The sequence below is a fragment of the Blautia sp. ZXY-1-C6 genome (assembly GCF_056339875.1).
The window spans coordinates 14429-29885 of record NZ_JBWJVQ010000170.1; the positions used below are offsets into that span (position 1 = coordinate 14429).

A 15457-nucleotide genomic window follows, 5' to 3' on the forward strand; every position below is an offset into this window, starting at 1 on the left:
TCTGTTCAGTGTTTTTTATCATGTATACTGATTGGTTTCTTTGTTCTATTGTAAAATGCTATATTCAGAATGTCAATGAGACATGGCAAAGATATCTGACATCTGATACGGGAGCGCAGGAATAAATTTTGTCAATAGAATAATCCCCTGGAAGTACTGATTAACTTCCGGGGGATTATCTTGTGATACAAATATGTACTGTTATATAGTGCGTATATAACGTTTTAACTCCTCGTAAAAATTTTCTCTGGTTCCGGCCATGATAATGATGATTATCAAATCATCAAGCTGTCTCACCCGATATGCCAGTTCATAATTAGTTTTATTATAATAAATGTCATAACCGTACATTCCTGCCAGATCACCTGTCTTTTCTTCGCCGATGGAATAATCTTCACATATCATTTCAATAGCTTCTTTGTACAGAGATTTCAGCTTTTTATCTTTAAGTTTTTTCAGAAATTTTGCTGCAGGTGGAAGGATCTGTACCTGTGTCATTTTTCATCCTCCGTTCCGAAAACATCCTCTAAGGAGTATCCTCCTGATTTAGATTCTGCGACCCGGTCTGCTTCGGCAAGCATTGCTTCAACTGCCGGACGGATTTTTCGCTGTGTCTGTTTAAATTTCTCAAGTAATTCTTCACCGCTATATCCCTGTCTGATCAGATCGGCAAGAATCTGTTCGGCAAATTCACCACTGGTATTTTCTTTAACGGGGCGTAAAACCAGTTCGTTTCCACGCATGATACATTCTGCTTCCGTATTAAAACCCAGAAGCGTAAAAAATTTCTGCGGGATAGTAATCTGGCGTTTAGATGAAATACTGACTTTTTTTGATTCCATGGATGCGCTGCCTTTCAATGGGATTGTTGCTGTTGCCATTCGTGTATGCCTCCTTCCTATTTTATGTTTGTTTATTCTGTAATATACATACTGCTTGGTTTCTTTGTTCTTTGTTATATTGTAAAATATTATGTTTGGGATGTCAATTACAGAGAAGTAAAATCAGTTTCTTTATTGAATAGAAAAATTTTTCTATTTGGCAGAAAATATGATTAGTGATATCATAAAAATATATCTGTAAAATTGTGCAAATGTATCCTGCTTCTGCATTGGGGTAATTCCATGAAACGATGCAATGGATTCTTTTATCAAGTGTGTTAAACAGAATCGGCGAAAGACATTGTACAGAAACAGCAGGAGTTAAGGATGGAAGATATAATGGAAGACAATTTTGAAAAATTAAATCTGCTTCTGGAGCAGGAACAGTGTGAATTTGTGGATATTCCAGATAGTTTTACCGGACAGACGGAGAGTGGAGAATTACGACTGATCTATCTGATGAATGATGCAGTGGAGAGTTTTCTGATTCTGAAAAATGCCAGGATGACGGGAAATTATGTCAGGGATTATGAAGGAGAGTTTGAGGGCTCTATAGAGAAAGCGGACAGGGATTTATGTGAGGCAGAGTATATTTTGGTGATTCATCAGGGGCAGAATGTGTTTACTGTATTCTTTGAAGATATTTTGCTGGAAACACAGTTGTATAATTATGGAGAGCTGGGACATTTCTGGGTGAAGGGCTATGAAAATCTCAGGGTAATGGAGTATCAGATTGCCATATTGCGTGATAAATATGAGTATCTGGGAGAAAAATATTGCACTGAGTATGAAGGAAAGCTGGCAATGCTGCGTGATTTCCCACCGTTAAATTATCTTTTTTATCCGGCAGTACCGGAGAAGTATATTGTTCCGGTGGACAATCCATGGGAGGTAACGGCGGAAGCACTGGCAGTTATGCAGGAACTGGCAACGGAAGCAGGAGATGAAAAACTGGGAAAAATGCTCAGGCGCTATGAAAAAAATTCGGATATATCAAATGCCAAAAAGATAGCCGGAATGCTTTGCAGGAGCAGTCATTTACCGGTGATTACTCTGCTGGGAGAAAAAATCAGGGAAGCAGCATCGGTCTATCCGGACAGAGATTTTGGCAGAAAACAGAATAAATATCTACATGAATTGATGGAAAAAGCTGAACGAAGAAAAGAAGAATTGGAAGCAGAGAATGTTCAGACTCTGATCTACAGAGAAGAACCTTTCATTTATGACTGTGATTCCATATCGTTTCAGGTATATCTTATGATTGTGAGAAAAGGTGTATGGAAGCAGAAAATAATGGTTGAGAAAATATAAAGTAGTCCGAACAGGAATAAAGAAGGGATTATAATAATAATGGATAAATTATTAGACTTAACAAGAGACTTTGATGCAGCGAAAGCTGCTTTTGAAGCATATCTGGATGAATATGACAGAGCAGATGATAAGATTCATCTGAAGATCGTACATACTTATGGAGTGGTTGATGCAGCAGAGGACATTGCCCGCCGTATGGGGCTGGGTGAGGAAGATGTACAGCTGGCGAAGGTAATCGGATTGCTCCATGATATTGGAAGATTTGAACAGATTAAACGATTTGACAGCTTTGAACCGGGAACCATGGAGCATGCAGTATATGGTGCACAGCTTCTGTTCGGACCGGAGAAAATGATCCGCAGATTTGTGAAGGATGACAGGTTTGACAGTTTGATCTGCACTGCGATTGAGAAGCACAGTGATTTCAAACTGGAAGGAATTACGGACGAGAGAACCCTGCTTCATGCAAAGTTAATCCGAGATGCAGACAAGCTGGATAATTGCAGGGTAAAGCTGGAAGAGTCAATGGAAACACTTCTGGGAGTGGATGAGAAGGGTGTTGGTGAAGGAGTAATCGCACCAAAGGTATGGGAGTCCTGTATGGCAAAGGAATCTGTATTATCTTCAGACAGAGTTTCAAAAGTGGACTACTGGATTTCCTATATTGCTCAGTATTATGACATCAATTTCCCGGAAACCTATGAGATCATGCGTGAACATGATTATGTGAAAAGGATCATGGACAGGGTTCCTTATGCATTGCCGGAAACACAGGAAAAGATGGATATTCTGGCAGCAGAGATGGGGGAATATATGGATGAGAGAATTCGAAACAAAAAATAAAAATTGCGAAAAGCAATAAACAGTGGGTGGGGACATATGAAAAGACAAGAGTGAACAAAATGGATATGGATAAAACAGAGAAGAATCAGGAGAAATTCACCTGCGGAGAATTTGAATATCAGGTCATAAGAAGTGCCAGAAAAACCATGACTCTGGAGGTTCGCAGGGATGGAAACGTAATCGTTCGCGCACCTCTCCGTACAGGTCTGCCGAGGATCAAAAGATTTGTAAACCAGAAGCAGGAGTGGGTTCTGGGATGTCTGGAACGGACAAAAGAATACCGGGAACAGAAGCCGCTGAGCGCAGATCTGAGCGAATCGAAACGAAATGTCTATATACGAAAAGCAAAAGAAACGATTACCAAAAGAGTTTCTTATTTTGCCAGACTCATGGGCGTTTCTTACCGCAATATCACCATCAGAGAACAGAAAACAAGATGGGGAAGCTGTAGCAGTGAGAAGAATCTGAACTTTAACTGGAAACTGATACTGGCGCCTCCGGAAGTGCTGGATTATGTAGTGGTACATGAACTCTGCCATCTGAAGGAAATGAATCATTCGAAGGCATTCTGGGACGAGGTCGGGAAAGTAATGCCGGAGTATGAGACGTACAAGTTGTGGCTGAAAGAAAACGGATGGAAGTTATAAATATATCTTTGGGTGTTGATATTTTATAACTCTGGAAAAGAAATACTTTGATGTGAATTTAAGGGGATAAATGTTAATGAAAATGATAGCTGATCTGCACATTCATTCCAGATTTTCCATGGCGACAAGCAAAGAGGGCACGCCTGAAAATCTGGATTTCTGGGCGAGAAAGAAAGGAATTTCACTGATTGGAACAGGTGATTTCACGCATCCGGTATGGAGAGAAGAACTGAAGGAGAGACTTGTTTCAGAGGGAAACGGCCTGTATCGTCTCAGAGATGAATACGTAAAAGAAGAAAGCCGGAAGTTCCCGGGAGAAGGAACACGTTTTGTTGTCTCCGGGGAAATCAGTTCTATTTATAAGAAAAATGGAAAGACCAGAAAAGTACACAATGTAATCCTGCTTCCCGGTCTGGAGGCAGCAGATGCCATGGCACAGCGTCTGGAAAAAATCGGAAATATTCACTCAGATGGTCGTCCGATTCTTGGTCTGGACAGTCATGATCTTCTGGAAATGATGCTGGATGTATGCCCGGAAGGAATTCTGATTCCGGCTCATATCTGGACACCGCATTTCTCTGTATTAGGTGCGAAATCAGGATTTGATTCTGTAGAGGAATGTTTCGAGGAACTGGCACCGTATATACATGCACTGGAAACAGGGCTTTCCTCTGACCCGGCTATGAACTGGAGAATTTCCAAACTGGACCGCTATCAGCTTGTATCCAATTCAGATGCACATTCCCCGTCTAAGCTGGGGCGCGAGGCGAATCTGTTGGATATTGACTGTTCCTATGAAGGACTTTATCGGGCAATCCAGACTGGCGAAGGGCTGGAAGGAACAGTAGAATTTTTTCCTGAAGAGGGGAAATATCATTTCGATGGTCACAGAAAATGCGGTGTATCATTAAGCCCGGTGGAAGCAGAACGGCTTGGAGGAATCTGCCCTGTCTGCGGAAAGAAGCTGACCATGGGCGTAGATCACAGAGTAGAACAGCTTGCAGACAGAGCGGAAGGTTTTGTGAAAAAAGATGGTAAGAAATATGAAAGCCTTGTACCTCTGCCGGAAGTGATCTCTACATGTATGGGCTATTCCGCTGCAAGTAAGAAAGTGCAGGGGTGTTTTGAACAGATGATTCAGACACTGGGGACAGAATTCGACATTCTGCGAAATGTACCGTCAGAAGATATTAAATCCTGTGCAGGAGAACGGATTGCGGAAGGAATTGAAAATGTAAGAACCGGAAATGTGAAGAGAATTCCGGGGTATGATGGGGAATATGGAAAGATTGAATTGTTTGATGAAAATTAAACATAGAATGATGAAATTATAAAACGGCCTATAAGAGAATGATTAGCGAGGAAATAGTGTATGAAGAAAATAGGGATTATTTCAGATACCCATGGCCTGCTCAGGCCGGAAATACTGGGAATTTTAAAGGGTTGCGACTGTATTATCCACGCAGGTGACGTAAACAAACCGGAAATTCTGGATACACTGCGTATGATGGGTTCTATTTATGTAGTCCGAGGAAATAACGACAAAGATTGGGCAGAGGGAATGGCGAAAACCTTACACTTTACCATAGAAGGGGTAAAATTTTTCATGACTCACAATAAAAAAGATGTAGACTGGGATTTAAAAGACACACAGGTAGTCATCTTCGGACATACCCATAAATACTTCGAAAAAATGATAGACAACCGTCTATGGCTAAACCCGGGAAGCTGCGGCCCCAGACGCTTCGACCAGGAGATTACCATGGCAGTAATGACAGTCGACAATGGAACCTATCAGTGGGAAAAGGTTGCTATGATTCCTGAAAAGTAAACAGAAGACAAAGTAGATTGGTCAGGAGGGAAGAAAAAATACACAGTAATGAAGGTGGTGATAATATGCACAAGTGGAATGAGATTACAGATGAGAATTCGCTGAAGGAATTTATGGAAAGAGTGTCGTTTTTCCATGATAGCTGTATCAAAGAGATGCATTATCTGAGCGGAGCATATGTTAATGAAAACCTGGATATGTATCCTGTAAACGATCGCAGGATTTTGAGAGTAATAATACAACGGCAGTATGAAGAAGATTCAATGATTGAAATGGAATTTCAGGGATTAAAATACTTAAAGTTATTTCCGGCAGACGAACGCTATTCATGCGAAATACTCGATTCCAATATAATTCTGAAAGAGGATTGTATCATCTGGAGCGACTGCGAAGATAAAACAGAGCTGGAAGATGGAGACACAGGAACTTTGGTATGTGCATCTAAACTTCGATGGCGTTCGATTTTCGGATATATGGGAGAGAAGAATTATTGGTAGGTGTGCCCTTTCCCACATTTCTTTTGACCCAAGGGGTGTGTAACAGCACAGTCTCTACTTCAATAATCCTTTGGATAAAGCCTTTATAATTTATGTAAAGTATATCGTATTTATTCTTTTTCGTAAAGAAGTCTGGATGGAAGTTCTGCTTACCACAGTATAATATATAGAAGAAAAAGTTTTTGCAGAAAAGAATCAGGATTCTGTAAAAACTTTTTTTTTACGCAGAAACAACCTTGCAATTTGTGATGAATACGCTATAATAAAAAAACGTAATGAACCAAGATTGGTTAGACCAATATAAAGGAGTTGAATATTTGAAAAATAAAAAAGAACGAGACTGGAAGTTTATCATCGGTATGATTGTTCTGCTCGCCATTTTTGCTGTAATGGGAGGTGCTTTCTGGAATATGGTAGGAAAGCAGGCACAGATAGTCAGGGAGGAAGAGCAGAAAGAGGAAGCAAATGCTATTTCTGCAATCTATATCGAGACAGGAGAATTTCTGAAGACCGGAGTTTTTGTGGATCTGAACAATGGAACTATTTTCAGCGCAGACATACCGGCAGAGGGCATTTACAATAAAAAAGGAAAATTAATTTCCGATGATGTATTGGAAAATGGGGATAAAGTAAAGATATACGGCGATGGGATCATGCTGGAATCTTTCCCGGGACAGTATCCGGGCGTGACAAAGATCCAGAGAACCGGTCGAGCATCTCTCGAGGAAACTCAGGAGTACGAAGATCAGGTAACTGGAATGATGAAGCCTGTAGCCGTTCAGTAAGGATTAGAGGAGACTGAAAATGAAATACGTAAGACAATTCTGGATTATTTTACTGATATCCGCAATGGGAGAGGCATTACATGTTCTGATTCCGCTTCCTGTACCTGCAAGTGTGTATGGACTGGTGATCATGCTGATCGCACTGGGAACACACATTATCAGGCTGGAACAGGTCAAAGAAGCAGCTGAATTTCTCATAGAGATCATGCCGGTTATGTTTATTCCGGCAGGTGTCGGATTACTGACAGCCTGGGGCATACTGAAACCGGTATGTGTGCCGATCATTCTGATCACAGTGATCACCACAGTTGTGGTAATGATTGTGACAGGTCGTGTCACACAGGCAGTTATTCGTATGGACAGAAAGAAAGGACAGAAAAGATCATGACACAATTTATGAGTAATTCCCTGTTTTTTGGCGCAGCGATCAGTCTGATCGCATATGAGGCAGGACTTCTTTTGAAAAGAAAATTTAAGATGGCAATTTTTAATCCGCTTCTGATCGCGATCATTGCAGTAATAGCTGTGCTTTGTTTACTGCATATTGATTATGATACCTATAATCAGAGCGGTCAGTATATAAGCTACCTGCTCACACCTGCAACGGTCTGCCTGGCAGTTCCGCTGTATCAGCAGATGGAACTTCTGAAAAAGAATCTGAAAGCTGTAATCATTGGAATTGTTTCTGGTGTGCTTGCCAGTCTGGTCAGTGTGCTGATCCTTGCAAAGCTGTTCAGCCTGAGTCATGAGCAGTATGTAACACTTCTTCCGAAGTCTATTACCACAGCAATCGGAATGGGTGTTTCCGAAGAACTGGGTGGTATAGTAACGATTACAGTTGCAGTTATTATCATTACCGGTGTTCTTGGAAATATGCTCGCAGAGACTGTGATCAAACTTGCGCGTATTGAAGAACCGATTGCTAAGGGCCTGGCACTTGGAACCTCTGCCCATGCTATCGGTACTGCAAAGGCAATGGAGCTGGGTGAAATAGAAGGTGCCATGAGCAGTCTTGCGATTGCGGTTGCAGGTCTGCTGACAGTTGTAGGTGCATCTGTGTTTGCTCAGTTTATGTAAAAAATATAACATTAAAATCAGATAAGAGGATTGTCGTGGCAGGTGATGAGTGGCACGGCAGTCTTTTTTATGTTATAGGAAATTACTCCGTAATGTTCCTATAACATAAAAAAGCCCTCCGGGCAGGATTCTTTCTTAATTTTAAGTTTCAGAATCCGGAAAAATTTATAATAAAAAAACGGCAAACAAATGTTCTAAAAACTCTTCCATTTTTGAAATGGGTATGTTATTATATATCAAAAGAAAGAGAATATATGTTCGGAAAATATGTTCGGGCATAATCGATCAGAGGATAAGGGCGATTTTTATCTGTCTGACATGAAGGAGGAGTAAAATGATGAATGCAGTAAATACCACACAGAGAATGAGAAGAAAGGAAAGACATAAATTTTCAAGGACAATGGCAGTGATCCTGGGGCTGATCGTTACCTTGGAAGTGATGGTTGCAGGTGGTATGATATTTAATATTGATTTTCATTCTGCTGACATGGTTGCAGTAGTTATGGGATTTATGGTGTTATATGCGGGGATTGTGGCAATCCTGACAGACAATTGATTACTGTACGGAAAATGTTACTGAGAACGGAGTGAACAGTAACACCGGAAAATTATGTGATAAGATATTTCCGGCAGAACATTAGACAAAAAGCATACCAGATGATATGATTAGCAGTAGATGATCAGAGAAGAGATAACGTGAAAATAATGGGACAGAAAGTAAGAAAGGGAAATTATGACTGTAAAATCAAGTCTTTTGGAAATGCTGGAGAAGAATAAAGGAGAAGTGCTTTCCGGTGAGAGCATTGCCGGTGAGCTGGGATGCACCAGGGCAGCAGTGTGGAAGGCAGTAAAGTCGCTCCGGGAAGAAGGGTATCATATAGAAGCAGGACCGAATAAAGGATATATGCTTGCGAAGGATACGAACCGTCTGTCGCAGGAGGGAATCCGCCTGTTTCTGGATGATCCGAAGGTTAAGATAGATATTTATGATGAACTGGAATCTACGAACCAGACTGCCAAGAAAGAAGCTATGATGGGAGAGGCCGGACATGGGGCATTTGTCATTGCCAGGAGCCAGACTGCAGGCAGGGGGCGCAGAGGCCGGGAATTCTATTCTCCTGCAGATACAGGTCTTTACATGAGTGTGATCCTGAAGCCACAGGGAACCATACATGACAGTCTGCTGATCACAACTGCGGCAGCAGTGGCAGTCTACAGAGCAGTTGCTCAGCTCTGTGGAATCCAGCTTGATATTAAATGGGTTAATGATCTGTTTTATAAAGGAAAGAAAGTCTGTGGAATACTCACAGAGGCTGTCACAGATTTTGAGAGTGGAAATATTGAGTTTGTGGTAGTTGGCATGGGATTGAACCTCTATCTGGACCAGGAGAACCTGCCGCAGAAATTAAGAAGTATAGCAGGAGCCCTTTATGAGACAAAAGAAGATGCGGAACAGACTGACCGTAATAAACTGACTGCAATGATCGTGAACGAGTTGAGAAAAGAAACAGCAGATCTGAAATTATCTCCGGATTATGTGACACATAACATGATCCCGGGACATCAGATCACAATTACAGACGGAAACTCTTCCAGACAGGCATTTGCATTGGAGATATGCAGGGACGGACGGCTGAAAGTACGGGAAGAAGATGGACAGGAGACAATATTGTCCTTTGGAGAAGTTTCGGTATCCATGTGAGGATAATGAGAATGGGATTGTTACATGAAGGTAGATTCCTTGATGTGACAATCCCATTTTGTGTCATGATTCAGAATTTGTTGTTTGTGATGAAGCATCCTTCTGAGACACTTCGGCGGCAGAATCTTTTTTCAGAGATACCGGGTTGCCGGTAGTGATGTTATCTGTGACATCTGTATCTGTGCAGCAATCGGGATTCGTTGTATCTGTGGTGTTTTTAGCTGCGTCAGTTGTCATATCCGAAATATTCTGCTGATACGGACGATAAGGTGTCCAGTAATGTTCTTCCTCAGTAAAGCTGTCGGGCTGTTCTTCATCCAGTGCATCCTTCTTGCGGGTGAGAATATAAATCCCTGCAAAAATGATAGCAGCTGCAATCACAAGCTGCGGCAGATGATATGTGAATCTGCCGATAACATCAGCCAGATATCCGGGTAAGATCATATAGAGGAAATCTACCAGGGTGTTCCACAGAATAGAAGCACCAAGGAAAATCAGAAGAATCGCAGTTATCTTTCCGTGATGTTTAAGCAGAGAACTGATATCTCCTGCCAGTTCATCCATATGAAGGACATAGGAATCTTCTATGGAGTAAAATTCTTCCTCAGAAAGAGACTTCAGATTGTGCACATTAAAGAAACTGTAGAACCAGATGATCGGGATCAGGAACACAAGCCAGTCCATTCCGGTACATGCTCCGATGGCAAAGACGCCCCAGAATAAGAACATAATACTGATTCCCTGTTTTTTGAATCCCATGTACATTTCTCCTGCACCTGGGATCAGGGAGAAGATAAAAAGCCAGAATCCACGTTTTTGTTTTTGCATACTTTTATTTGCCTCCATTCATTAATTTGCCGGAAAAATCACTGATATATTTTATAAAAGAACCGGTGCCATCACCAATGTTCTGTCCGAGTTCTCTGGTGAACTGGTAGAGCCTGCCGTTTTCATGCTCAGGTAATATTCTGTCTGTCTGAGAGAAAGTATCCTGATGTAAGGAAGTGAAATCCAGGTTCGGGATACTGAATAAAAGCAGCAGGGCAACCATCACACCGGCAGCAGTCTGAAGACTGTAATGGAGCAGCCGGATTTTGCGGGATGCTTTATTTGCTGCCCGGGCAAGCTGCACTTCACCGGAGTCTGCTTTGTCCAGAATCTGTTCCATCAGATAGGCGGGAGCAGTATCCGTACTGTTGTTTTCCTGTTCCATCATCTGATCCAGACAGAAATCGCAGTGATCGAGATGTGACAGAAACTCAATGACTTCCTGTGTGTTCATATTTCCGTTGTCAAATTCTATTAAATCCTTCTTATTAATATGCATCTAATCACCCCTTTCAAGCATTTTTTTCAGCATTGCCCTTGCGCGATAGAGCTGTGTCTGAATTGTTTTCGGATTTTTCCCTGTCTGCTGTGCAATCTCAGGTACTGATAATTCTTTGCAGAAATGTGCGTAAGCGACTTCTTTGTAAGGACTTTTCAACTGCATACACAATGCTTCTACGTGAGTATTGGATGCAGTTTTCATATATTCATCTTCGGGAGAGGATTGCCTGTCCGGAATCTGGGAAAAGTAGGTGTCTTCTGTTGGAATACTTCGCCGCCCGGCTGCTTTCAGATAATCCAGACACTTTCGGACAGCAATCTTACTTAACCAGGCTTTCTCATAATTACCATCAAAGCGGGAAAGGTTCTTATAGGCAGACAGAAAGACTTCCTGAGTGAGATCTTCGGCATCAAATGGATTACCGACAGATTTCAGGCAGATCGAATATATTAAGTTCTGGTATTGCTTAATCAGATATTCCAGATATTGCTTTTCTGTGATCATTACTGTCTCCTTTTCCCTGTTCATTTAATTATAACGCAGGAGGTGGGGGAATGGATTCAGATATTGGAAATTTTGAGAAAAAAGGGACGCGCAGAAAAATAGTTTGTTTTGTGTGCGGTTTCGGACACTAAGATATTCTAAGCTGCCAAAAATCTGCTAAAGGCATGAGAAAAATGCCACAAACTCGCCGCATGGGGCTCAGACAGTGTGTCATTTTTCTCATAACGCAGATTTTTGCCGGCTAAGAATATCTAAGTATCCTGCAAATGCACACAAAACAAACTATTTTTCTGTGCTGGTTGTTGGCTGTTGGTTAGCGGATTTTTTATAAAAATATCTCTAAGTGATGGTCTTGCGAACCTGTCTGATTTGGTCTATACTTGATTGAAATGAAATGAAATGAAATGAAATGAAATACAGCATTTATGTTTATATGGAAGATAATGCGGGGCAATATGACAGATTAACAAGGAGAGACAGATCATGACAGAAACAAGACGTTTATACTATGAAGATGTATATAAAAAAGAATTCACCGCAACCGTAGTAGAGTGCAGAGAGCAAAAGAAAGGTTATGCGGTCATTGTGGATGAGAGTGCTTTTTATCCGGAGGGCGGCGGTCAGCCAAGTGATGTGGGAACACTGGGGGATGCAAAGGTGACAGAGGTTCATGAGAAAGATGGAGAATTACTTCATTATACTGATAAGGCTCTGGAAGTGGGTGCGAAGGTTGAAGGAAAAATTGACTGGGCGCGGCGTTTTGACCTGATGCAGCAGCATTCCGGTGAGCATATGGTCAGCGGTATTATTCATGAGAAGTATGGTTATGATAATGTAGGTTTCCATATGGGAAGCGATGTGATCACTGTAGATTTGAATGGTATGCTGGATGACTCGCAGCTTTCAGAAATTGAGCGGGAAGTAAATGAGAGAGTGTGGGAGGATAGGGAAGTTGTAATCACTTATCCTGATGCTGAGGAACTGAAGACTATTGATTACAGAAGTAAGAAAGAATTGACAGGACAGGTTCGTATCGTGACGTTTCCGGGAGTAGACGTATGCGCCTGCTGTGGAACCCATGTGACACATACAGGTGAGATTGGAATGGTGAAGCTTCTTTCTGTAGTGAAATTCCATGATGGTATCCGTATGGAGATGATCTGCGGTAAACGTGTTCTGGATTATCTGAATATGGTGAATGAGCAGAATCATCAGATTTCCATGAAGCTTTCTGCAAAGATGGACAGAACAGCAGATGCAGTACAGCGTCTGCAGGATGAGAATTTCCGTATGAAAGGCCAGGTTGCCCGTATGGAAGAAGAGATGTTTAGGGCAGAGTCTAAGAAATGGGAAGGTGCAGGAAGTGTCCTGATCTTCAAAGAAGGTCTGGAAGCAGATTCTGTACGTAAACTTGCGGATGCAGTGATGAATACCTGTGAGGGCTGCTGTGCAGTATTTTCCAGAAATGAAGATGGAAGCTATAAGTATGCCATGGGCGAGATTGACGGGGATTTACGGCAGTATACAAAGGAAATGAATGCTGCATTAAACGGAAGAGGCGGCGGAAAGCCATTCTTTGTCCAGGGGTCTGTGCAGGCAACAGAAGACGAAATCCGAAATTTTTTTGAAAAATAAAAAATTGTAGATAAAAGATTATAGATAAAAGATTAAGTAAAACTGCGGAGTGGTTATTGAGCATAGAGTTGCATAGCGAAGCGGATGAGTTTATCCGTCTGACTCTATGCTTTGAGTTAAGAAAGCAGCAGGGAAGAGGAAGAGAAACAGGAAATGTTTGGAGAATGTCATGCGCATATCATTATGGATGGCGTGAATTACCGCCATGCAATTGATATGCATAAAAATGGACCGGACGATAAGATCATAAGAGAGCATCTGAAAGCATACCAGGAACGGGGAATTGTTTTTGTACGGGATGGCGGTGATGCGCTGGGTGTTTCTGCGAGAGCGAAAGAGCTTGCACCAGAGTATGGAATAGATTACAGAACTCCGATATTTGCCATTCATAAAGAAGGACATTATGGTTCTATTGTGGGAAAAGGTTTTGCCACAATGGTGGAATTTCATAAGCGTGTTCTGGAGGCGAAACAGGCAGGGGCAGATTTTATTAAGATCATGACTACCGGGATTCTGGATTTTAATGAACATGGAGCGATTACCGGAACACCTCTGGATGGGTCAGAGGTAAAGGAAATGGTACATATTGCACATGAGGAAGGTATGGCTGTCATGTCCCATACCAACGGAGATTACGGAGTACAGGCAGCGGTGGCTGCCGGAGTGGACAGTCTGGAGCATGGAAACTATATGAATGAAGAAAGTCTTGCCATGCTGGCGGAGAGTGATACAGTCTGGGTTCCGACTCTGATTACAGTGAGAAATCTTCTGGGAGACGGACGTTATGATGATGAGACTCTGAAACCAATCATAGAATCTGCAGAAGAGAATATCAGAAAAGCATTCCGGCTGGGAATAAAAACAGCCCCCGGAAGTGATGCGGGGGCTTACAGAGTTCTTCATGGAAAAGGAATCCGGGATGAAGTACAGTCGTTTGTGGAAATTCTGGGTGATCAGGATGCTGCATACCGCTGGCTTGCGGAAGGTGAAGCGGAAATCAAGAAGAAATTTACGGTTACTGTTCACTGGTGATATCCCGCGAGGTGTTTTGTGTGAGCGAAGGTCACAGAAAACCCGAGACATACCGCGCGAATTTATGCGATTAGCATAAATTAAGTTTGTGAAGCAAACGATACTCCTTGGGCATTGCACAAGGAGGTTCATATTTCCTGCATCGCGAAGCGTGTTGCTGAGAACGGAGTGAACAGTAACAATTTACGCATCCTGTACCTTAATTGCTGTATAAATATTAGAAGATTTTGATTTGGATGGATGGAAGGTAACACACACATAGTCGCCGTATTCCATGCCGCTTGCAGTGAGATCCTGCGCGTTTTCTGTACGGAAGGTATCTATGGCACCGTCATCTGTCTGTACAGTGATGGTGTTGGCAGTACTTCCAATGATCGTGCCGGTTACTGTAAAGGAAATATGTTTGTCATTAATGGTATCAGGATCTTCACCTGTCACAGCAATAATACGGACTTCTTCCAGGGATGTTGTTTCCAGATCTCCGATATAAGTAACATTAACATGAGATCCCGGGGCAATTCCTCCCTTGAAGTAAGCGGGAATTGCTGACATATCCAGATTAAAGGAGGTGTCACTTCCGGCAGGAAGAATCCGGAGGATATTCAGATTTACTCCCTGTACAGTTGCCAGCAGCTGTTTTTCTTTATTTTCTATCTGCTCCGGTGTCTGTGTGAGTTTTGGATCCGGAGTTGGGGTAGGATCCGGTATTTCCAGATCTTTCAGATCAGAAATACTCAGTACTTTCAGGTGACTGGCATTTAAGGATACGGAAGAATCATTGGAGGTATCCGGGAATTTCCCCTTGAATGTAAGGTAAACCCAGTCACCGGCTTTGATTCCATTCTGATAATATTGTTTTGTTCCTGTGATCGGATAGGTGGCTGTTTTTCCTTTCTTTGATTTTATTGTGATGGTATTGGAAGTCAGGGAAATGACCTGCCCATGCGCAGTGCGCTTTTTCAGCTTATTTTTTTTATGAAATTCATCTACAACCTTCAGAACATGTACACTGCCTGTGTCAGTACCGGAAAGCTGACCTTCGTAAATGATACTGATCTCATCGCCGGTGATCATGCCGCCTTTACATTCCAGGGTGGCATTGGAAACATTAAATACATAGGAGGTACTGTCCGTGTTCAGAATAAGCTGGCTTCCTGAAAAATCCTGCAGGGTACCGGAAAGTTCATCCATATAGATACGGTCTTTTGTTTCGGTTTCAGTTGTGGTGTCAGATGAAGAAGTAAGTTCCCGGACGGATGTGTCTCCGGTGGATGTGAATTGTTCCAGTATGGTTTCAGGGCTGCATCCGGCAAAAGAAAAGCTAAGGCCGGCACAGACACATGCAGCAAGCAGTTTTTTCATAATACAGACAGGACCTCCGA

18 protein-coding genes and 1 pseudogene are annotated in these 15457 nt (G+C 42.1%); 13 read left to right on the forward strand and 6 right to left on the reverse strand.

The window, feature by feature from the left end; genetic code table 11:
• Positions 1 to 201: 201 nt before the first annotated feature.
• Together AC075J_RS08340 and AC075J_RS08345 are read right to left on the reverse strand one after the other, a co-directional pair.
• Positions 202 to 498, reverse strand: coding sequence for a type II toxin-antitoxin system RelE/ParE family toxin (locus AC075J_RS08340; protein ID WP_055059457.1), 297 nt, complete (start codon positions 496 to 498; stop codon positions 202 to 204).
• Entirely contained in the window at positions 495 to 881 is a 387-nt protein-coding gene (locus tag AC075J_RS08345; protein ID WP_044996646.1) for an AbrB family transcriptional regulator, read from the reverse strand. The genes AC075J_RS08340 and AC075J_RS08345 overlap by 4 nt, the downstream gene beginning before the upstream one ends.
• A 327-nt stretch (positions 882 to 1208) precedes the next feature.
• Between AC075J_RS08345 and AC075J_RS08350 the strand changes: the two genes are divergently transcribed.
• The 11 genes and pseudogenes from AC075J_RS08350 to AC075J_RS08400 all read left to right on the forward strand — a co-directional run bounded on the left by AC075J_RS08350 (position 1209) and on the right by AC075J_RS08400 (position 9574).
• On the forward strand, positions 1209 to 2192 hold the full coding sequence (locus tag AC075J_RS08350) for a DUF3878 family protein (protein WP_055059456.1): 984 nt from the start codon (positions 1209 to 1211) through the stop codon (positions 2190 to 2192).
• A 39-nt stretch (positions 2193 to 2231) separates the two neighbouring features.
• Complete coding sequence (locus AC075J_RS08355; protein WP_055059455.1) at positions 2232 to 3035, forward strand: HD domain-containing protein; 804 nt, start codon at positions 2232 to 2234, stop codon at positions 3033 to 3035.
• A gap of 59 nt (positions 3036 to 3094) precedes the next feature.
• Positions 3095 to 3682, forward strand: coding sequence for a M48 family metallopeptidase (locus AC075J_RS08360; protein WP_055053344.1), 588 nt, complete (start codon positions 3095 to 3097; stop codon positions 3680 to 3682).
• Between the two features lie 76 nt (positions 3683 to 3758).
• A pseudogene (locus AC075J_RS08365) lies at positions 3759 to 4985 on the forward strand (endonuclease Q family protein); the annotation flags it as partial.
• Between the two features lie 69 nt (positions 4986 to 5054).
• Complete coding sequence (locus AC075J_RS08370; protein ID WP_055199850.1) at positions 5055 to 5513, forward strand: metallophosphoesterase family protein; 459 nt, start codon at positions 5055 to 5057, stop codon at positions 5511 to 5513.
• Between the two features lie 65 nt (positions 5514 to 5578).
• Positions 5579 to 6010 carry a hypothetical protein gene (locus tag AC075J_RS08375; RefSeq protein WP_008707032.1) on the forward strand — a complete coding sequence of 144 codons (432 nt, stop codon included), beginning with the start codon at positions 5579 to 5581 and terminating at the stop codon, positions 6008 to 6010.
• A gap of 317 nt (positions 6011 to 6327) precedes the next feature.
• Positions 6328 to 6795 carry a hypothetical protein gene (locus tag AC075J_RS08380; RefSeq protein WP_022380930.1) on the forward strand — a complete coding sequence of 156 codons (468 nt, stop codon included), beginning with the start codon at positions 6328 to 6330 and terminating at the stop codon, positions 6793 to 6795.
• A gap of 19 nt (positions 6796 to 6814) precedes the next feature.
• A complete protein-coding gene (locus tag AC075J_RS08385; protein WP_020993269.1) occupies positions 6815 to 7183 on the forward strand; it encodes a CidA/LrgA family protein in 369 nt (122 codons plus the stop codon).
• Positions 7180 to 7872 carry an LrgB family protein gene (locus AC075J_RS08390; protein WP_055053348.1) on the forward strand — a complete coding sequence of 231 codons (693 nt, stop codon included), beginning with the start codon at positions 7180 to 7182 and terminating at the stop codon, positions 7870 to 7872. The genes AC075J_RS08385 and AC075J_RS08390 overlap by 4 nt, the downstream gene beginning before the upstream one ends.
• 334 nt (positions 7873 to 8206) lie before the next feature.
• Positions 8207 to 8428 carry a hypothetical protein gene (locus AC075J_RS08395; RefSeq protein WP_022380928.1) on the forward strand — a complete coding sequence of 74 codons (222 nt, stop codon included), beginning with the start codon at positions 8207 to 8209 and terminating at the stop codon, positions 8426 to 8428.
• A gap of 177 nt (positions 8429 to 8605) precedes the next feature.
• Positions 8606 to 9574, forward strand: a complete 969-nt coding sequence (locus AC075J_RS08400; RefSeq protein WP_008707024.1) for a biotin--[acetyl-CoA-carboxylase] ligase — start codon at positions 8606 to 8608, stop codon at positions 9572 to 9574.
• 63 nt (positions 9575 to 9637) lie between these two features.
• On the opposite strand, the gene AC075J_RS08405 is transcribed toward AC075J_RS08400, so the two are convergent.
• From AC075J_RS08405 to AC075J_RS08415, 3 genes are read right to left on the reverse strand one after another with little or no spacing between them, the layout of a single operon-like run.
• Positions 9638 to 10402 carry a hypothetical protein gene (locus AC075J_RS08405; protein ID WP_022380926.1) on the reverse strand — a complete coding sequence of 255 codons (765 nt, stop codon included), beginning with the start codon at positions 10400 to 10402 and terminating at the stop codon, positions 9638 to 9640.
• A gap of 4 nt (positions 10403 to 10406) precedes the next feature.
• Positions 10407 to 10901 (reverse strand): hypothetical protein, encoded by a 495-nt coding sequence (locus tag AC075J_RS08410; RefSeq protein WP_118616672.1) that lies wholly within the window; start codon positions 10899 to 10901, stop codon positions 10407 to 10409.
• Entirely contained in the window at positions 10902 to 11408 is a 507-nt protein-coding gene (locus AC075J_RS08415; RefSeq protein WP_081017031.1) for an RNA polymerase sigma factor, read from the reverse strand.
• 483 nt (positions 11409 to 11891) lie between these two features.
• Here AC075J_RS08415 and AC075J_RS08420 point away from each other — a divergent pair, with 483 nt between their 5' ends.
• Together AC075J_RS08420 and AC075J_RS08425 are read left to right on the forward strand one after the other, a co-directional pair.
• Positions 11892 to 13043, forward strand: a complete 1152-nt coding sequence (locus AC075J_RS08420) for an alanyl-tRNA editing protein (RefSeq protein WP_118592884.1) — start codon at positions 11892 to 11894, stop codon at positions 13041 to 13043.
• Between the two features lie 153 nt (positions 13044 to 13196).
• Positions 13197 to 14075, forward strand: a complete 879-nt coding sequence (locus AC075J_RS08425) for an amidohydrolase family protein (protein ID WP_055199847.1) — start codon at positions 13197 to 13199, stop codon at positions 14073 to 14075.
• A gap of 183 nt (positions 14076 to 14258) precedes the next feature.
• Here the strand turns inward: AC075J_RS08425 and AC075J_RS08430 are convergent, their stop codons facing one another.
• Entirely contained in the window at positions 14259 to 15437 is a 1179-nt protein-coding gene (locus AC075J_RS08430; protein WP_055199846.1) for a hypothetical protein, read from the reverse strand.
• Between the last annotated feature and the right edge of the window lie 20 nt (positions 15438 to 15457).